Here is a 19,011-nt window from a genome sequence, read left to right as displayed (position 1 = left end):
GTTTCAGTTGCAAAAAGTGCAGAGAGTGCTTTTAGAAAACTAGAAAAAATTGTACCGGATTTGATTTTGCTGGATGTGATGATGCCAAGTATGAATGGCTTTCAGGTCTGTGAAAAGCTAAAGCAGAATCCTAAAACTCAAGATATTCCGGTTATATTTATGACGGCTTTGACGGATGATGTGGATAAGGTTAAAGGTCTGAGTATAGGTGCTGTTGACTATATTACTAAGCCGATCTATCCCGATGAGGTACTGGCTCGCATTAAAGTGCATTTGACCCTCCGTCACACACAGCTACAGCTTATCAATGAGATTGCTGAGAGAAAACAAACGGAGAGAGAACTACAGCGAGCACTTGACGAACTCAAAAGGGCACAAATACAGCTAGTGCATAATGAGAAAATGTTGAGTCTAGGGCAGCTTGTTGCGGGTGTTGCCCACGAAATCAATAATCCAGTCAATTTTATTCATGCTAATCTGCAGCATGCCGAGCGCTATGTAGAGGATTTATTGGGGGTAATTGCACTTTATAAGCAGCACTTCCCCAATCCTCCTAAAGAAATCGCAGACAGGATAGGAGAGATTGATCTCGACTATCTAGAAGGTGATTTGGTGAGAATTCTAAACTCTATGAGCCTTGGTACTAGCCGTATCTGTGACATTGTGCTCTCTCTGCGAAACTTCTCACGGCACCATGAGGCGGAGGTTAAGCAGGCTGATATCCATGAGGGGATTGATAGTACGCTGACTATCTTGCAAAGCAATTTACATCGCAGCAATAGCTATCCTGATATCCAAATTGCGAAAGACTATGGGGCACTGCCTCTGGTTGAATGCTATGTGGGGCAGCTTAATCAGGTTTTTATGAATTTGTTGAGTAATGCCATTGAGGCCATCAATGAGCGTGACGCTAATCGTACAGTGGCAGAAGTTGTAGAGGACCCCAGCATCATCAAGATTTCAACAGCAATTCAGAATGATCGATTGATGATTCAGATTATGGATAATGGGTTGGGTATTCCTGAGAATCTGCGATCGCAAATTTTTAACCCCTTCTTTACGACTAAAACAGTGGGCAAGGGAACGGGAATGGGACTTTCAATTAGCTACAGAATTATCACCGAAACCCATAAGGGAAAACTCTGGTGCGAGCCTAATTTAAACCAGCCAGGCACTCAGTTTTTTATTGAAATTCCCATTTCCTAAGCCCTCATCTCAAAAAAGGCGTTGCTGATCGCTCCAGCCAGCCACGCATCTTGCCAGGGTTGAGCAGTCCATAGGGATCTACCTGGGCCTTAAAGTTAACCTGGGTTTGATTGATCTCCTTACGGCCACCGTCTTCCAAAATGTAGGTGTGGGGGTTGGCAATAAAGGCCCCCTGGGTCTCGTGGTAGCGGATAATCTCATTGAGCCGATCCTCGGTGGTATAGCGCACCAGCTGGAGCGCGGCTGGACAGACCTGCCCATGTACCCGAAAAAACTCCAAGTGCATGAGCACCTCATCGCCAAAGTGCTGATACAGGTGCTCAACGAGTTTGAGGTCTGTATCGTAGGGAAATAGGGTTTGTAAATACGTCAGGCTGGGGTCCACATTTCTGGCATGCAAGGTGGTGTGGTTCCAAGTAAACTCGGCCAGGGCCGCTCCTTTTTTGGCCTCTTCAGCTGTTTTTTGATACGTAACTGTACCGCCAAATTCTTTGATCAGCTCACCAAATGACTCTAAGGATGACTCTGCAATCATCACCAGCACAGCCGTCTTGCCCTCCGGTAACGAGGCCTGCAGAGCACCAAAATAGCTGGGAATAGGCCAGGCATGAATACTGATCAGCTTTTTAATAATGCCGTCGGCTTCGCCCAGGGTATAGCCAAAGCGGCTCGCCTCCATAAAGTCGTCAAAGGTGACAATGGCCTCGGCCCACGGGTAGGCAGGTCCCAGGGGAATTTCTAACTCGGTAATGATGCCGTTGGTGCCATAGGCGTGATTTACTTTCTGCACCTCATCGCCACGTAGCTCTAGAATGCGGGGTTCGTCTTCCATGGTGACGACTCGCACCGCGCTGAGGTTACCGCGATCGGCCAGCTGACCATAGGTGATTGAGCCAATGCCACCGCTACCGCCCCCAATAAATCCGCCAATGGTGGCAGTGCGATAGGTGGAGGGCGCCATGCGAATTTCCCACCCCTGCTGGCGAGTCACTTTATCAATGGCGGCTAGCCTTGCCCCGGCTTCTACACAGGCTTGCCCCGGCTTGACCCACTTCACCTGGTTAAGGTTGCTCAGGTCCATAATCAATCCACCCGCCAGGGGAATGCACTGGCCATAGTTGCCGGTGCCGGCTCCCCTAACGGTTAGCGGGGTCTTGGTGACAACACAGGCCTTGGCAACCTGGAGTATTTCCGCTTCTGTAGTTGGTCTGACCACCAGGTCAGCAACTTTGTCCTCTAGCTTGGCTTTAAGGACAGGGCTGAAGTAATAGTAGTCTTTGGAGAGCTTGGCAACTTGGTTGGGGTCTTGGACCAGGTCAAGATTATTGAGGAGGGGCAGGATGGGTGAGGACATAGCATGACTTAGGGACAGGGAAGCTAGAAGTAGTGTGACAAGAATTCCTGGGTGGATCAAGGTAGATGTCGACGCTCATTTTTGGCCGGACAAAATAAAACAGCGACGCAAACGCCGCTGTTTCAAACGCTGTATGAATGTAATGCCTTACGAGCCCAAGTCTTAGGTCAACAGCCTTAGGTCAACAGCCTTAGGTCAACAGGTTAGTGCAATGTTGTTAATGCCGTACATGACAGTAACCCGGCGATCAGATAAAACACGCTAACCACCTGAATTTCAGACCAGCCGGATAGCTCAAAATGATGATGTAAAGGTGCCATCTTAAATAAACGCTTGCCTTTACCATCCGGACCTTTGGTCGCCTTGTAGTAGCTTACCTGCATAATCACAGACAGGGTTTCAGCGACAAACAGTAGCGTAATGATAAACAGGGCAAACAGATGACCGCTGAGGATGCCGACCGCTGCTAATGCACCACCTAGGGCGAGGGAACCCGTATCTCCCATAAATACCCGCGCGGGGTTGCGATTATGGTTGAGAAAACCGACACAAGCGCCGCTCATGGCAGCACAGAAAACCATTAACTCCGGATAGTCCGGTGCGATTAAAGCGCCAAAGCCGAGGAGTGCGATCGCGCCTGTACCCCCCATCAACCCATCTACACCATCGGTGAGATTAGTCGCATTGCTCTCAGCCACCATCGTAAATCCAGCCAGGGGCCAGAACAGCAATCCCAGGGGCAGAAAAATTCCAAAGGGGAGAGCAAGTTCGGTAATGTCAGCGGGCTGGCTAGCCATGGCCCAAGCACAGAAGACAATGGCAAAGCCAATCTGGAGCGCCAGCTTCATCCTGGGGGAAATACCCTTATTAGAGCGGCGCTTGAGCACCTGCCAGTCGTCAATCCAGCCAATAAAACCATAGGCCAGAGTCAAGGCACAGACCGCTAGGGTATTCGCTGCACCTCCCGAGGCAAGTATGGCCACAAATAAAGCCACTGGAACAAAAAAGATACCTCCCATGGTGGGAGTTCCAGCCTTTTTCAAATGGGCCTGGGGGCCTTCTTCTCGAATAAACTGTCCTGCTTTGAGCCGCTTTAATGCAGGCACTACAACATAGCCCAGCAACGCTGACCCCACAGCTGATAGTAGAAATGGCATTAATAGGTTGGACTGGGTCAACCAGTCACGACCTACCCACATATCTAAACCAGCTGCTAAACATGACAAGGTACCCATTAAAAGTACCGAAAGGCCCGTACCTGTTAGGGCTGTTGCCCTAGAGGTAAAGAATTTAGCATCCACAACTCACGTCCTTCACACACCACACACTTCAAGTGTCTAGCTCTGCTTTCCGTACAGAATCGTCTGTAGATAAGGAGAACTAAAACAAAAACCTCACTGCCTAGATTCTCTAGTGAATTCTGCTGAAAGTCTAGGAACTTAGGCTACAAAATTCGTAAGTATAAAAACTTAAGCTCAACTATACCGGCTACGAAACAATGATCTAGGTGGCAGCGTCGTCGCTGTCATCGTCGTCGCTATCATCCGTATCATCGAAGCTAGCATCCTCATTACCCATTAGATCTGAGATTTCTTCGCTATCGGCTTCGTCGGGGGCTGGTTCTACAGGCTCCCGAGGAATCAGGCGTCCCGACCGTTCTAGCCAACGCAAAATGGATGAATCACCGCGCTCAGGAATGATGGCGGCGTGCTGTTCACGAGGAATCTGTCGTACGGAGGGATTGTACTTAGTCATACGCGTTTGTGGTTGAGACGGGACTTAGGTGAACAACGGCACCTACTCAAGCAGATACCTAGCTGACAACAGGTGTCCTGATGAAAACAAGCTATCTACTCTTTCCTACATACAGAGTAAGGAACTCTGCATCAAAATATACAAGACTTCAGAACTCATCACGAATACTGATGGCCTGAGGCTGGATGTTAAGCATTTTTTACCATGCCCTGCTAATAAAGTATGAAAGTATGCTGATGTCAAGCCCTTGATCACAATAATTTGTGCGTTCTTGAAATAGGCACTATTGGGTTTGGGCTCTGTTCGCTGCAACCACATCTGCCAATATCCATACCCATGCTTGAAAAAACTGACTTGTTAGACGCGATCGCACCCACCAACCGTGGGCTACTGATCACCCCTGAGCAAAAAACAGACATCCTTTCTAAAATTACCCAACTTGAGGGGCGTAACCCCACGCCTAACCCCCTAGCTGCAGCTGAGTTGCTTAACGGCAATTGGCAGCTGCTCTACACCACCAGTGACGAGCTGCTAGGCATCGACCGGTTTCCACTCTTAGCGCTGGGAAGTATCTATCAATGTGTCCGCATTGAGCAGCAGCGCATCTATAACCTGGCGGAAATCAAATCCGTTATCGGCGGATTAGTCTCGGTCACCGCTACGTTTGAAGCCGTTTCGCAGCAGCGAGTTAATGTTCGATTTGACCGCGCTATCTTTGGCTTGCAATCCACCCTGGGGTACCAAAACCCCAGTCAGTTTATTGACGCCATGCAGCAGCAAGCCCAGTTTAATCTGCTCAAGGGCATCGACTTTACCATTAGTTCAGACCGTGACCCTGGCTGGCTGGAGATTACCTATTTAGATGACACCATGCGCATTGGGCGAGGCAATCAAGGTAGCGTATTTGTTCTGAGGAAGGTGTAATGGTGTGGCCCATGCTCTCCCTGTCCCAGGCCCATCTCACCTTGCTTGAAACCTGTCCGCGCCGGTTTCAGTACATCTTTGACCAAGCCTTGGCCGTACCACCAAAACCGACGGGACAAGAGGCCGCCCTGTGGGGAAGTCAGTTTCACCTACTGATGCAGCAACAGGCGCTGGGTATCCCCATTGATGTGATGGCGACCGCCAGCGGCGATATGACCGCCAAGGTAAACGCTCTGCGGCAGCAGGCTCCCCATTTGTTTGAGGCCGGGCCTCATGAGCGGCTGCGCCAAAGCGAGCATCAACGCACCCTGGCCTTTAATGGATATCTGTTTACGGTAATTTATGACCTGGTGATTTTGAGCGCGGATGCGGGCTTGATTGTAGATTGGAAGACCTATCTCAAGCCTCCGCTTAAGCAGTCCCTGGCCAATGATTGGCAAACCCGCCTCTATTTATATGTGCTGGCAGAGACCAGTCATTTGGCCCCTGACCAGCTCACCATGGCCTATTGGTTTGTCCGCCATCAAGATCAGCAAGGCAACGATCTGCCCCCCAGCGACTATCGGTTTGCCTACAGTCTGCAGCAACATGAGCAAACGCGTGCTGATCTTATGCGCTTGACTGACCAACTATCGTGCTTGCGCCAGCGTAGTGAGTTTCCTCAAACCGCTAATTTAGATCGTTGTGAGCGCTGTCCATTTCAGCTCCGCTGTCAACGATTAGAGCGCCCGGATCTCTCGATTGATTTAGATGCCATCGAAGAAATATCATTGCCCTAAGCATCATTGATATAGATAAATTTATTTGAATAGTTGCATTAAAAATACTCTATTAAATCGCTAGTTTTTTAGGGGATAGTCTATTAAGCTAAGACTATTAATAGATTTAACTAAATTGTCCTAGGCGTTAGCAATTGAGTTGTTGCCTACTGACATTTACTTAAAGTGTGGACGCAAAGATGCTTTGATCATATAAGGCGCTAATCTGGCTGCCACTGCTGCTGCCTGATGGCTGCCCTCGTTGTTACCTACATATTGTTCTGTTGTGAAGTTGTCCCATGGCTGAGATTGTCTTGCAAGCGGGATGGTTGCTTCCGTTTTACCCGTTAATTGGAATTCTGCTGACGATACCATGGATGTCTGTCCGCCGTACGGGACCGCGGCCTGCAGGGTATCTTAACCTGCTTACCACGGTGATTGCCCTGGTTCATGCGGTGCTATGTTTACAGGCAGTTTGGGGGCAGCCGCCGTTGCGCTGGTCCATTGAATGGATGCAGGTGGCCGATCTCAGTATTAGCCTGCCATTCGAGCTATCTACATTAAATCTAGCTGCGGTTGTTTTTCTAACAGCACTTAATTTTCTAGTCCAGGTCTATGCCATTGGCTATCTTCAAATGGACTGGGGCTGGGCGCGTTTGTATAGTCTACTAGCCTTGTTTGAGGCTGGTATGACGGCTCTATTAATCTGTGACTCTTTGTTCTTTAGCTACATGATGCTGGAGATTTTAACCCTGGGAACCTACTTGATTGTTGGTTTCTGGTTTAATCAGCCACGGGTTGTCACCGGAGCTAGGGATGCATTTTTGACAAAGCGCACTGGCGATTTAGTTCTCTTGATGGGGGTAATTGCGCTGTACCCGTTAGCGGGTACATGGAGCTATTCAGAGTTAGCGCAATGGGCCTCTGACACAGCCGTGAGTGGCACGACGGCGACATTGTTTGGGTTGGCACTGCTGGCAGGGCCGATTAGTAAGTGTGCTCAGTTTCCACTGCACCTTTGGCTTGACTCGGCCATGGAAGGGCCGCTGCCGACAACAATTTTGCGTAATTCTGTGGTGATTCCGGTGGGGGCCTGGGTGTTGATCAAGCTCACACCTGTGTTTGCCCTGTCCCCGGTAGTAGATGGTGTAGCCGTTGCTATTGGTACGATTACGGCCATTGGTGCGGCCTTGATTTCCATCGCTCAAATCGATGGAAAGCGGATTCTTTCCTATTTGACCAGTGCCTTTATGGGCTTAGTCTTGATAGCGGTGGGTACGTCTCAGGTGGGAGTGGCTTACTTTTTGTTGATGGCCGTTGCGATCGCACTTGCTACCCTAATTGCCAGCACTGGCTCTATCGTGCTGACCTGTGTCACCCAGGATGTTACCCAGCTGGGAGGGCTATGGTCTCGCCGCCCGGTAACGGCGATCTCGTTTGTACTCGGTGCCTTAGGTTTAGTGGCTGTACCGCCCTTTGGCGGATTTTGGGCCATGCGCTTTCTCGAAACCGGTTTATGGTACGACAAACAGATTCTACCCTTTGTTATTGTGCTGATTATCAATGGCCTGTGCACATTTAGCCTCGTGCGCATGTTTTGTTTGATGTTTGTCGGTCAGCCCAAGATGATGAGCGTTCGTGCCCCTGAACCCATCTGGTTGGTTGTGATTCCGATGGTGGCCATGGCAGCGCTCACCATTCATCTGCCAATAATGCTGCAGTCTCTTAAACTACTGCCCATTTTGCAAACGGCCATTGGCGATACTGGGCTGTTGCTCATATGGTCGAGCGGTTTGGGGTTAGGGTTGGGGATTGTCTTATATGGCATGCCCCGTGAGAAGCAACCGGTTGAGTATATGCCTCGCCAGGTGGTTGACTTTTTGTCCGACGATTTTTACACACCCGGACTTTATAAAAACGCTGTAATTTTACCGGTTGCCCTTGCTGCTGGCCTATTTAACTGGATAGAGCGCTATGTGATTGATGGCTTTGTGAACTTTGTTGGTGCCGCCTCTCTACTCAGTGGAGAAACATTGAAATATGTCAACCCTGGCCGCTCTCAGATCTATATTCTCACCATTGCTACTTGTGTTGTCCTGTTGGGCTTATTTATGAGTTGGAGATTTCTCCCCAGCTTAGGATAGATTTGCGATCGCGTTTCTTAGCATCTGTTAGCCGTTTTTTCTCCCTAGAACCACAATGTTGAGCATACTGATTGGGTTTCCTCTCTTAGGTGCCCTGCTTCTAATCATTACTCCACCAGCCAGAACCAAGCTGGTGGCACTGGTGATTTCGGGAGCCATGTTGCTATGGACCCTGATGCTGTTTAGTCAGTTTGATTTGGGTATCAGTCAGTTTCAAATGGTAACGACCCTGCCCTGGCTACCTGTCATTGGCCTGAACTACGACCTGGGGCTGGATGGTCTAAGTTTGCTCATGGTAAGCCTCAACACATTACTTACCTGGATTGCTATCTACAGCGCTAGGGCAGACATCAAGCGTCCTAAACTGTTCTATAGTCTGATGCTGATCACCAGCAGCATTATTTCTGGCACATTTCTAGCCAAGAACTTTTTACTGTTCTTTTTATTTTACGAAGCCTCTCTCATTCCTCTTTATTTGCTGATCAGCATTTGGGGTGGAGAAAAACGTAACTATGCTGCCACCAAATTTTTGATCTATACCGCCCTTTCGGGGGCCTTTGTTCTAGTCAGTGGATTTGGCCTACTGTGGTTGGGAAATGCCGATAGCTTTAGCTATGAGGCTCTAGCAGCGGCTAATCTGCCGGTCAGACTACAAACCTTGCTGTTGATTCCGCTAGCCATTGGCTTTGGTATCAAGATGCCCATGGTGCCATTGCATACCTGGCTGCCCGATACCTATGTTGCTGCTGCTACCCCCGTAGCCATTATGCTGGGTGGCGTACTCGCAAAGCTGGGAACCTATGGTCTGCTGCGATTTGGGTTGAGTTTGCTGCCAGAGGGTTGGGCTGCGATCTCGCCTTGGATTGCCGGTTGGGCCGCTATCACGATCATCTACTGTGCATTTTTAGCCATTGTTCAAAAAGATGTAAAACGCATGGTGGCCTACAGTTCTGTGAGTCACATGGGCTATATTCTGCTAGGGATTTCGGCTGCGACCAGTCTCAGCATATCTGGCTGTATTGCTCAAATGATCGCCCACGGTTTAGTCCTAGCAATTTTGTTTCACCTGATTGGGGTGATTGAAACAAAGGTGGGCAGTCGCGATTTAGACCAGCTAAATGGGTTAATGAATCCTGTTCGAGGTCTGCCATTTACCAGCGCAACACTTTTGCTGGGAGCCATGGCCAGTGCCGGTATTCCAGGGCTGGTCAACTTTGCAGCTGAGTTTGCTCTGTTTCTAGGCAGCTATCGTGTTTTTCCAGTACAGACCCTGGTAGGCATTGTGGGTATTGGTTTGACAGCGGTTTACTTTGTTATTCTGCTCAATCGCACTTGCTTTGGTCGACTAGATAACCAGCGAGCCTACTTTCCAAAAGTCTCCTTAAGTGAGAAAACTCCAGCTCTGATATTAGCCGTTTTGATTATCGTTCTGGGTGTGCAGCCAAACTGGTTAATGCGCTGGACTGAACCCACAGAAGTGATACCGGTAGCTGTAGTCTCTAGTGCGACTGATATCTCGGCTGATATCTCGGTCGAATTTACTAGCACGCTTGAGTGAGTAGGGTTTGACTGACGGTTTACTGCGATTTTTGATTGTCCCCTTAAACAACTATGGTGAACACTACGGTAACGCTTCCCCCTTCTACCCATGTTCATGCCGATATTATTCATCGGTGAGAAGCCGGTGGGTCAATGCTGCCAGATACGCCAGAAAACCTGATGCAGATCATCGGCATTTATAAAGCCTATGCCGTGCCAATGGATTTTTATTGGCGCGATCTGTTGTACATCGGTGAACGGGTATTTCTACAGCCGCTGCCGTTTTTCAAATATTTTATTTCTCAGGAGTATCTAGATCGTCAGAACACCTATTCTGGCGACCAGTCTCCTCTGCGGATTTGGCGAGGTGTCGGAGAAGCGCATCCTGAACTCCTAGAGTTTATGGAAAAGGGAGAAGGGGGCCATCGGTGGCCGCGACTGCTGCATCATTGGAATCATGATCGCATCAACATGGAGTTTGCAGAAGCCTGTATGCAGGCCATGTTTTGGCATGAAGACCTGAACCCCAGGTTTAATGAGTACCTTTACTGTGATGCCTATAAGGCCGAGGCAGATCGAGCGATTAAAGCCTATTTCAAAGGCAATCCGGCTATGCTGGCCCTTTACAAAATTTTTCCTGACATGTTTTTAGAACAGGTACGGCAAATGTCGTACTACGCTAATCTGGGTCTCTTTTGGGAGGTCATGGCCCCTGTTTTCTTCGAGATGTCAGATATCTACGATGAGGGAGGCTTCAAGGGCGTACCGGATGCCATGGACTTTTTAGTGAATGGTATCTTTGCGGTCGCGGGACGTCCTATTTATCACCATGTCTATGTCGGGGACGAATGCTTTGAGGTGATTCCCAAATCAGCTGGTTTCACCTGGCTATATGAAGCGGCATTACCCTACGTAGAAGCCGTTTTTTACCGGACTGCACCTTTTCGAGGCACCAAGTCCTATGATGCCCAGCTGCATCAGGTCCCCAGCGAGCAGACAGACTTTCACTATGGGATTCTCTACGCGGATGTCTTTCCGGTAGGGAGTGCCGGTATTCCACCGACGCTGCTGATGCAGGACATGCTGCACTTTTTACCGCCTTACCTACAGGAATTTTACAAGCAGCGATGTCGTGGTGAAGATGACCAGCTCATTCAGCTGGGGATTACGTTTCAGCGCTCGATGTACAACGTTACCTCGGCGGTGATTCAAGCCCTGAGGGCCGCGCTTTTATATCCGCTCGATGATTCCAATCCAGAGCACTTGATGGCCAACCGCCGCTTTTTTGAAGCCCAGATGGATCGATTGACGCGCTCAGAAGCCCGGCTACGGGATATTCAAACTGCGGATTATCGATAGGAGATGCGCCGTTGTATAGAGCCGTTCCATGAAACGACTCTACAATTTTGGTAAGCACGATGAAATCTATTGCCCCTAATCTTTTCTAACCATGCCTACGATTGTCGATATTGCCGTTAGTACACCAGGCTTTGAAACCTTAGTGGCTGCTGTGCAGGCGGCTGGTTTGGTGGAAACCCTTCAAGGTGAGGGACCTTTTACGGTGTTCGCGCCTAACGATGATGCCTTTGCTAAACTACCGCCCAATACGGTCAATAATCTTGTGCAGAATCCGCCTCAGCTAGGGCGTATTCTTTGCTACCACGTGGTTTCTGGTCGTTGGGACCAGGCGCAGATAGACCAATGTTCTGAACTGACATCGGTGGAAGGCTCACCGATTCCCATTCGTAGCCACAGTCCGTTTGAAGTGAAAAATGCGACTGTTATTGCTGCCGATATTGAGGCTAGCAACGGCATTATCCATGTGATTGATACGGTGATTTTGATGGGATAGGGAGCCCTGTTAGGTGGGGGCACTACTGTAGACACACGCCGCTCAAGACGTAAATTTTTTCAGGAGATGATCGACTATGCGTAAGATTTTGACTGAATTGGATCCGTTTTGCTGGATGATGGCGGTTGCGATCGCAGGCATCACAATTGTGGACGTGGCCAAAGTAGAAATGATCAGCCCCTATAGTGATTTTGTCCAGGCGATGACCGAGCCCGTGGAACCGGTCCAGTAGGTACCTGAATGGGAGGCATCCTGCTCGAATCCGTGAGCATCGCTCGAGGTTTCATGTCAGAATGTAACTCGTGTGGATTACTTCATCTCCTACATCGGCGAAAAAGCCGACTAAAATCGCGCTTGGTAACTTTGATGGTGTGCACCTTGGCCACCAGCATGTGATTGAGCCTGTCTTGACTCACAAGGGTGGTCTGCCATCTCTAGTGCTGGCTGAGGATATGTGTCTGCAGGCGTCGGCAGCCTCTGGCTACAGCCATTTGCCTGGGGCTAACTGCTCGCTACTAGAGCCACCGCCGTCGCCAGAACTGACAGAATGGGCCTCGGTGGTAACCTTTTTTCCCCACCCCAAAGAATTTTTCTCGGGCCAGGCACGCCCCCTGCTAACGCCGCTAGAGGAAAAGAGTCGTCAGCTGGCTTGCCTTGGGGTAAATCAGCTGGTGCTGCTGCCGTTTAATGCAGAGATGGCTAACTTGGATGCGACTACGTTTGTAGAACGGGTTTTAATTCATGATTTGCAGGCGACGCACATTAGCGTGGGGAGTGATTTTCATTTTGGTAAGGGACGTGGAGGGAATGCTGAGTTGCTAAGTGCGATCGCAGCTCGCCACAACATTCCTGTCACCGTCGTCCCCCTGCGCAACGATATCGAAGGTCGCATCAGCAGTTCCCGTATTCGTCAGGCCCTGACCGATGGTGAGCTAGCGCGGGCAAACCAGCTACTGGGACGGCCCTATACCTTGACCGGCGTAGTCATCCCAGGCAAACAGCTGGGGCGCACCATTGGGTTCCCCACAGCCAATCTAAAACTGCCCAGCGATAAGTTTATTCCCCGCCAGGGTGTCTATAGTGTCAAAGCCTTTGGCATTCTACCCGAGCAGAAACCTGTCCTGGGTGTGATGAATATTGGTAATCGACCCACCGTTGCCGGTCAGGATTTGAGTGTCGAAGTCCATCTGTTTGATTGGACTAATGATCTATACGGTGAGACTCTGACCGTCAGCTTAGAGAGTTTTATCCGTCCAGAACAGAAATTTGACTCTTTGGATGCTCTCAAAGAACAGATTGCCCACGACTGCAAAACTGCGCGAGCCATGTTTGAAGGCTGTGCTTCTGGAGGCTATGCTTCAGCGGCCACTTAGCCATAGCACAATGGGCAGGGTGCCTAGACTTAACAACGTCGATACCACAATAGTTCTAGCGACTCGTACCGTGTCCCCCCCCAGCTCCGTTACCCAGATCAAGGAGTTTACAGCCACTGGCATGGCTGATTGTAGAACAACAACCTGGCGGTCTATGCCGGTCAGACCAACCAGGTTCGCAATATTAAACGCCAGCAGCGGTGACACAATTAGCCGCAGACCGGCTCCCATCAGTTCATAACGGCCAAAAACAAACGGGGTTTCCGATAGCTGAATCCCGAGCATGAGTAGGGCCACGGGGATGGCCCCCTCGCTGAGCAGGGTAACACCCCGGTCAATGGGCAAGGGGAGAACGGTGCCTGTACCCTGGAGCAGTATGCCTGCGATCGCAGCCCACAAAACTGGCAGACAGGCCGTGTAGCGTAACCCCTTGAGCACCCCTTCCCCTTTAAGCACAATGGGAAAGATACTAACGGTCATCAAGCTAGTGCCAACTAGATAAACAATTGCCCGTTCTAAACCCGCTTCCCCCAGGGAAAATAGAACAAACGGCAGCCCCATATTGCCCACGTTGGCAAAAATTGTTGTGGCGATTAAGCTCTTTTTTGCATCGGATGAGAACTTTAGCAGTTTGCCCAGGATAATGACTAGGCCATAAAGGAGGGCGATGTGGAGAATAAAGGCCGTGAGAATTGCGATCGCATTCCCCAACTCCAACGTTGTTTTCGCCAAGCTATGGAGCACCAAAGCGGGCACCAGGGCATAAATGCTGAGTCGAGCGAGGGTCTGTCGCTCCAGCGTAAACATGCGCCCCACCCAAACACCCACCAGGGCCACCAGTGCAATGGGCAGGACAGCCGAAATCAAAATTCCCATGTGTATGCACAGACCCGCGTTGAGAGATAAACAATGATTTCTTGGCTCACACTAACTCTCTGCTTTTTGAGCAATGTGAAAAGCTGAGATATACGAAAGTTCTAGCTTGCCAGCAAACTCCTGATCGATGAGAGTTTTAAGATCAGCTAATAAAGCCTGTCTGACAGGAGATTCAAGCTCTAAGTAGGGTGAGTAGGTGGTCAATAGGGAGAGATATTCTAGGCTTGTGTAGGTAACGTTAGACGTCATGTGACCGCTGACCATATTGCTAAAGTGACCCGATTCGACCATGATGTCGCCTAAATTTTGCAAAATCTTTTCTTGCGTACGCTTGTCCTCATAGCGTGCTAGAGACGGAGCATGGCGCTGATATATCGGGGCGAAACGTTGGTAGATCTCATAGCTGGGTCGTAGTTCGTTATTCCATAAAAGAATTAATCTTCCCTGGTCTTTCAAGGCCTGAGCTGCTTTGGGATAGCTTACCGCTGCCGGGATCCAATGAAATGAGGTAGCTGCTAGTACAGCATCGAATCGGGCTGTCGCTACTGGCCATTCTTCAAAGGATGTATTGTGAACTGTCACACTGGGATAGGCCTGACAGTTTTGTTGAGCAAGACGAGTAAAATCAGAGTTGGGCTCCACGCACACCATGGAACTGACCAGGGGGGCAAATGAAACTGTTGCGGTGCCAGGACCACAGCCTACTTCTAGGATGGATGATGAGGTCGATAGCTGAGCAACCTCCATCACCCGTGCTACCAACGCTGTCGGATAGCTCGGTCTGACCTGATTGTAGGCATCCGCCGCGCTGGAATACCATACTTTTCGCTGGGTCAATTCGCGGCTGGCATATCCATCTATAGCTTGTTTGAGCTGGTGGTAATCCATGGTGAACTATGGCAGAGAGCCCCCATCCCATTCGTGTTTGGGATCGGGATAAAAAGTAATGCCGCTGCCTTCGCCACCGCCACAGCGACTGGCCACTAGCCAGCCCCCTGGGACTTTGGTGCGCCAGAGACCTAATCCACCCACCGGTTGCTGTTTGCAGTCGAGCTTTTCCCAAATAATTGCAGGCATGATGGTATTGCTAAGTCACGCTGGTCATAGATCCATAGTATCGCTTAGTATTTTAAGGCGTTGCTGATCTCCGGTATCATTTTATCTCCCAACCATTGGCTAGCAGCGCATTATACCGATCAGATCGGTTTATCCCCCAATTCAGCAACGACAACCATGACAAAACCTGCTAATCCGTCTCCTATGCGAGGCTTTAGACACCTGGACACAATCACGGCGCTCTTTGTAACGGTGCTGCTGATTTCCAATGTGGCATCGACAAAAATTGTAGATTTTGGCTTTTTTACCTTTGATGGCGGCACGCTCCTATTTCCCCTCAGCTATATTTTTGGGGATGTGCTCACCGAAGTCTATGGCTATGCCCGCTCGCGTAAGGTGATCTGGACAGGTTTTGTGGCGGCCTTGGTGATGGCAGTTACATTTATGGTGGTGGGCGGTCTGCCTGCAGCTCCCGAATGGACGTACCAGGAGGCCTATGACCAAATCCTGGGACTGACGCCACGGATTGTCATGGCAAGTCTAATTGCCTATGTTGTCGGGTCGTTCTCTAACTCGTTTATCTTAGCCAAGCTCAAGGTCGTAACCCAAGGACAAAAACTTTGGATGCGGACAATCTCGTCTACGCTGGTGGGTCAGGTGTTGGATACGGGATTGTTTATTGCGATCGCATTCTGGGGCCTTTTCCCCCCTGGCCTGATGGTCACCCTAATTGTGTCCAACTATATCTTTAAGTGCGGGGTAGAAATCCTCTTCACACCCATTACCTACTGGCTAACCAGCTGGCTTAAGCGTCAAGAAAACGAGGACTTTTATGATCGCTCCACTAACTTTAATCCCTTTCATCTGTTGTCACATCCTGCATCCCGGTAGGGGGACAACAAAATAACCCATTTCTGATGTCGTCTCTCCCGTTATATCCCTAAAAATTTCAGCAGAAATATCAGGCACAAGCAATACAGTGCTCAATCGAACAACGCTTTATTAGTCATGCGAATCATCGCTTGAGCATAGGGACTAACCAGCCCTCTCTCATGCGGTTCTAGCCTGTTTAAGAGCTCATGCATCAGTAAAGTAGTACCGTCGACGGTCATCGTCCAGGGGATATTCAAGGCTCCGTATACAATCACGCAAATAGCTGATAACTCTTGCTCAATATGGGTCAGATTTTTTTCTAGACAGCTTAGCCATAAATAGATTTGGAACATCTCAAAATCTCGGACAGACGAATGCCTAATGGCAGCACTAGTGAGTGTGCCTCGTCGACTGGCATAGTTGGGAAATGAACGACTCCATCGCTTATGGACGACTTCAGCAATGTTTGTTGTCATCGGCAACAGGCGCTCTACAGTCAAAAAAAGTGAGGAGCTTGGTGTATAGTCGGCTGCAGCTGAACACATACGCTGCCAAGGTAAGGCAACTTGCTCTTCAAGAAATTGAAAATAGCCTCGCAAAAATACTTGCTCTAAATCGGTTAATTGCTCTAGCAATAAACTATTGCTTAAGTTGATCTGGGCTGTAGAAAAGCCTACGGTTTTCCAGTTATCAAATGACCGATTCCATTCTTGTAATTCTGATAATAGTGGTGATAAGGCAGTCGCTAAGGTATTGATTTCAGGAATCCCCCAAGATGGCAGCGATGTCCCTAACGGTGACTTGCTCTGAATATCTGACGACATTGAGATTGACGTTGTTTCTTGATAAATATCTAATAGTTGAAAATAAATGCGGCTGAGCAGTTTGGCTAAGTGAGATGTCGGTCTGAATGTTGCGGCCGTATCGTTGGCGTAAAGCTGACGTGCTCTCACGGCAGCGAGGTTGCATTGTTCTGTAATATTTTTTCTACTTAGCTTTTGAACCGTGCGCTCGCGACCTTTCTTAGAGAGAATTTCACCGATCATTCGACGATCTGTAAGCGCGTTATTTATGGTTAGGAACTGAGAAAGATCGGGAATATATCGATTAGTCCAGATCTTTGCAAGACGATTGGCAGTTTCACCTTGAAATAAAGTTTTCGGCATAAGGGTAAATCAAATCGTGTTCCTAAATTAGCGATGAACGGATAGCATCTGTTGATCGTTGCTGAATATGAATAAAGAGTCGTTATGCCTGCCTAGAAGATCTGTCGGAGTCTAGAGTAATAATTAGAAAAGATTACCGTAGGTCTCAAAGCTCTGGGATGGAGCATAGCAAAGAAAATATTGTCCCATCAGTGCTAACGTCACCAAGAAGCAAGCCATCTATTGTATTCAAAATATATTTTAAAGAACAACATGCTTTTCTATAAAAAATCTACCTGAGTAACTGAGAGAAGCTATCTAATACTTAATGACTAAAAATAGTTTGAGTTTGATTTCATTAATATAAGAAATTTAGCACCTATTAGTATTGCCGCTTGAGGTTGATCTAGTCAAATAGGAACTCAGTTTTCTTTATAGTTTCTTAGTTCGATTAGATGAGCTTATTCTCATAAACAATAGATAGAAACTGAATAAGATGAGAAAGCTCTTAAACTCCCACGAAAACTTGATGGGAAAGGGTGATTTATTTTATACATTACTTGATAACCCATTCTATTTTACAAGTAAAGCATAAAATGAAAAAACACAAAAAGCTTTCAACAGAAGGCTCATATATTAAATTTTAGAACTATTTTGAGGGTTTAATTTGTGCATATTGTGTGCAAGGCTACTAGAGCTAAGATACTTTTCGCTGAAGTAAATTCGCGCATGTATTTTCATCCCAAATTTGTGGAAAGTATGGCTGATCAGGATATTTAGAACTGTTCATGTCTCTGCTGATTACTCAAGTCTTAAAAAGTTAGTTCTCGACCTATTACCTGCCTTAGATATGCTGATTGAAGAGGTTGGAAATTGCTTAGAATAGAGTGCTTTCACCCCTTTTGTCTCGTGTCAGATGCCCTATCTCGCGAGGGAGGCCAAAAACAGCCTAGGAAATCGCACCCACAGTGACTAAGTACAGAGCGGCTTCTTCTTTACCCTCAATGCCTAGCAGCTCATTGAGGGGATCGTCAAAGAAAGCTCCGACACCACATACGCCCAGACCCAGAGCTGTTGCGGCCAAATATAAATTCTGCCCCAGGTGTCCAGCTTCCATCAGTACATAGCGATAGGTGCGTTCGTGATACTTCCAGCGGGTGCGTTGGAAAATACCTGAAACAACAAAACAGACCTGAGCCTCACCCAGGAAGTCCTGACTCAGCCCTGCTTTGATTAAAGGCTGGCGTAGATCGCCTGCTTTGATCAGTTCTAGTCCATGGCTTTGTACGGCATGATGGTAAAGTCCTGCCTGTAATCCTTCAACCCGGTGAACAATCGGGTAAAGTTCCAAGGGATAAAGTGCTCCAGAAGAGGGTACTGTGCGAAACTCTCGTTCGTCCCACGTAATACCCTGGGCTAGAAACAACAGCTGTGAGAGCTGGGTCAGAGACAGCTGAGCCTGGGTGTTATAACGGCGGTGAGAGCGCCGATTCGTAACTGCTGTGGCCAGGTTCAGCGTGGTCATGGCTGAGGCATTGGCAGACTCAACCTGAGGTAATGCTATTTGCTCAGATGCTGGATAAGTCTTGTATCGCGGTGGCTCTTGCCCCCAGTTAAGAATAGTGGCAATGGTCTCGCCATAGCCCGGCTGACTCCACTGGTGGTAGAGCAGCCCCACATCTTGATCAACATCTGAGAGTTCATCTGAAAGGCCGATGGTTTTCTGGGGGGTAACAAACCGCTCAAAGCCCACACCAGTGGCAATGGCCAGCAGAAACAGTAGTAAATTACGTCGTCCGCTAGTAGAGAGAGAGAATCGTTGAGAAGCAGAGCGATTCTCTGTAGGGTGAATTTCTGTGGGCTGAACAGTGACTGACTGAGCGGGGTTCTCAATCGGCGGCTTAGATTTTTCTCTAAATCGATTGCGCACAAAAGCCTTGACCCGTGCCCAGGTTTGGATTAGATGGGTCGCGGCTAGGGCGACCCACAGATAGCCCACCTGACTGTGAAAGCCGAAGTGATGTAGCCCCATGGCATCGGCAATTAGTCCGGTGATAAAGACATAGAGGCTGCTACCCACCAGTAGGGTAATTACTACATAGTCCAGATCGCGCCGTTTTATTAACCGTTTTGTTGTTGCCATAGGTTCCCATAGG

Annotated in this window: 18 protein-coding genes and 1 pseudogene; 10 read left to right on the top strand and 9 right to left on the bottom strand. The window is 48.7% G+C overall.

The genetic code is table 11. The features are described 5' to 3' along the window. On the top strand, positions 1-1,206 hold a 1,206-nt coding region (locus IQ260_RS04400), incomplete at its 5' end, for a hybrid sensor histidine kinase/response regulator (protein WP_193991232.1). Between the two features lie 4 nt (positions 1,207-1,210). Here the strand turns inward: IQ260_RS04400 and IQ260_RS04395 are convergent. The 3 genes from IQ260_RS04395 to IQ260_RS04385 all read right to left on the bottom strand — a co-directional run bounded on the left by IQ260_RS04395 (position 1,211) and on the right by IQ260_RS04385 (position 4,315). Next, positions 1,211-2,560, bottom strand: a complete 1,350-nt coding sequence (locus IQ260_RS04395; protein WP_193991230.1) for an FAD-binding oxidoreductase — start codon at positions 2,558-2,560, stop codon at positions 1,211-1,213. A gap of 203 nt (positions 2,561-2,763) precedes the next feature. Then, a complete protein-coding gene (mraY, locus tag IQ260_RS04390; RefSeq protein WP_228015539.1) occupies positions 2,764-3,795 on the bottom strand; it encodes a phospho-N-acetylmuramoyl-pentapeptide-transferase in 1,032 nt (343 codons plus the stop codon). A gap of 268 nt (positions 3,796-4,063) precedes the next feature. After that, positions 4,064-4,315: a DUF3134 domain-containing protein gene (locus tag IQ260_RS04385; RefSeq protein ID WP_193991226.1), complete on the bottom strand. Its 252-nt coding sequence runs from the start codon at positions 4,313-4,315 to the stop codon at positions 4,064-4,066. Positions 4,316-4,651: 336 nt separating this feature from the next. On the opposite strand from IQ260_RS04385, the gene IQ260_RS04380 reads away from it, so the two are divergent. Next, positions 4,652-5,239, top strand: coding sequence for a PAP/fibrillin family protein (locus IQ260_RS04380; protein WP_193991224.1), 588 nt, complete (start codon positions 4,652-4,654; stop codon positions 5,237-5,239). Next, on the top strand, positions 5,239-6,018 hold the full coding sequence (locus IQ260_RS04375) for a PD-(D/E)XK nuclease family protein (protein WP_193991222.1): 780 nt from the start codon (positions 5,239-5,241) through the stop codon (positions 6,016-6,018). Before IQ260_RS04380 ends, IQ260_RS04375 begins: the two co-directional genes overlap by 1 nt. A gap of 156 nt (positions 6,019-6,174) precedes the next feature. On the opposite strand, the gene IQ260_RS04370 is transcribed toward IQ260_RS04375, so the two are convergent. Further along, a complete protein-coding gene (locus IQ260_RS04370) occupies positions 6,175-6,372 on the bottom strand; it encodes a hypothetical protein (protein WP_193991238.1) in 198 nt (65 codons plus the stop codon). On the opposite strand from IQ260_RS04370, the gene IQ260_RS04365 reads away from it, so the two are divergent. From IQ260_RS04365 to IQ260_RS04340, 6 genes and pseudogenes are all read left to right on the top strand, one after another. Next, the gene (locus IQ260_RS04365; RefSeq protein ID WP_193991220.1) at positions 6,297-8,141 is read left to right on the top strand and encodes an NAD(P)H-quinone oxidoreductase subunit F; all 1,845 of its coding nucleotides are present in this window, start codon (positions 6,297-6,299) and stop codon (positions 8,139-8,141) included. The genes IQ260_RS04370 and IQ260_RS04365 overlap by 76 nt on opposite strands. Before the next feature lie 55 nt (positions 8,142-8,196). Next, complete coding sequence (locus IQ260_RS04360) at positions 8,197-9,699, top strand: NADH-quinone oxidoreductase subunit M (protein ID WP_193991218.1); 1,503 nt, start codon at positions 8,197-8,199, stop codon at positions 9,697-9,699. A 131-nt stretch (positions 9,700-9,830) separates the two neighbouring features. Further along, positions 9,831-11,039: pseudogene (locus tag IQ260_RS04355) on the top strand (CO2 hydration protein); the annotation flags it as partial. Between the two features lie 91 nt (positions 11,040-11,130). Then, positions 11,131-11,532: a fasciclin domain-containing protein gene (locus IQ260_RS04350; protein WP_193991216.1), complete on the top strand. Its 402-nt coding sequence runs from the start codon at positions 11,131-11,133 to the stop codon at positions 11,530-11,532. Positions 11,533-11,608: 76 nt separating this feature from the next. Then, positions 11,609-11,764, top strand: a complete 156-nt coding sequence (locus IQ260_RS04345; protein WP_193991214.1) for a hypothetical protein — start codon at positions 11,609-11,611, stop codon at positions 11,762-11,764. Between the two features lie 70 nt (positions 11,765-11,834). Further along, positions 11,835-12,905 (top strand): bifunctional riboflavin kinase/FAD synthetase, encoded by a 1,071-nt coding sequence (locus IQ260_RS04340; protein ID WP_193991212.1) that lies wholly within the window; start codon positions 11,835-11,837, stop codon positions 12,903-12,905. Here the strand turns inward: IQ260_RS04340 and IQ260_RS04335 are convergent. The 3 genes from IQ260_RS04335 to IQ260_RS04325 are packed head-to-tail and all read right to left on the bottom strand — an operon-like array spanning position 12,891 to position 14,858. Continuing rightward, positions 12,891-13,781: an AEC family transporter gene (locus IQ260_RS04335; RefSeq protein WP_193991210.1), complete on the bottom strand. Its 891-nt coding sequence runs from the start codon at positions 13,779-13,781 to the stop codon at positions 12,891-12,893. The genes IQ260_RS04340 and IQ260_RS04335 overlap by 15 nt on opposite strands. 51 nt (positions 13,782-13,832) lie before the next feature. Beyond that, complete coding sequence (locus tag IQ260_RS04330; RefSeq protein WP_193991208.1) at positions 13,833-14,669, bottom strand: class I SAM-dependent methyltransferase; 837 nt, start codon at positions 14,667-14,669, stop codon at positions 13,833-13,835. A gap of 6 nt (positions 14,670-14,675) precedes the next feature. After that, the gene (locus IQ260_RS04325) at positions 14,676-14,858 is read right to left on the bottom strand and encodes a hypothetical protein (RefSeq protein WP_193991206.1); all 183 of its coding nucleotides are present in this window, start codon (positions 14,856-14,858) and stop codon (positions 14,676-14,678) included. A 156-nt stretch (positions 14,859-15,014) separates the two neighbouring features. Between IQ260_RS04325 and IQ260_RS04320 the strand changes: the two genes are divergently transcribed. After that, positions 15,015-15,728, top strand: coding sequence for a queuosine precursor transporter (locus IQ260_RS04320; protein WP_228015537.1), 714 nt, complete (start codon positions 15,015-15,017; stop codon positions 15,726-15,728). 92 nt (positions 15,729-15,820) lie between these two features. On the opposite strand, the gene IQ260_RS04315 is transcribed toward IQ260_RS04320, so the two are convergent. Together IQ260_RS04315 and IQ260_RS04310 are read right to left on the bottom strand one after the other, a co-directional pair. Then, the gene (locus tag IQ260_RS04315; protein ID WP_193991204.1) at positions 15,821-16,876 is read right to left on the bottom strand and encodes a hypothetical protein; all 1,056 of its coding nucleotides are present in this window, start codon (positions 16,874-16,876) and stop codon (positions 15,821-15,823) included. 928 nt (positions 16,877-17,804) lie between these two features. Beyond that, on the bottom strand, positions 17,805-18,998 hold the full coding sequence (locus IQ260_RS04310) for a SagB/ThcOx family dehydrogenase (RefSeq protein ID WP_193991202.1): 1,194 nt from the start codon (positions 18,996-18,998) through the stop codon (positions 17,805-17,807). Positions 18,999-19,011: the final 13 nt, after the last annotated feature.

The sequence above is a fragment of the Leptolyngbya cf. ectocarpi LEGE 11479 genome, assembly GCF_015207065.1.
Classification (GTDB): domain Bacteria; phylum Cyanobacteriota; class Cyanobacteriia; order Phormidesmidales; family Phormidesmidaceae; genus Leptothoe; species Leptothoe ectocarpi.
This window is presented reverse-complemented; position numbering and strand designations above follow the sequence as displayed.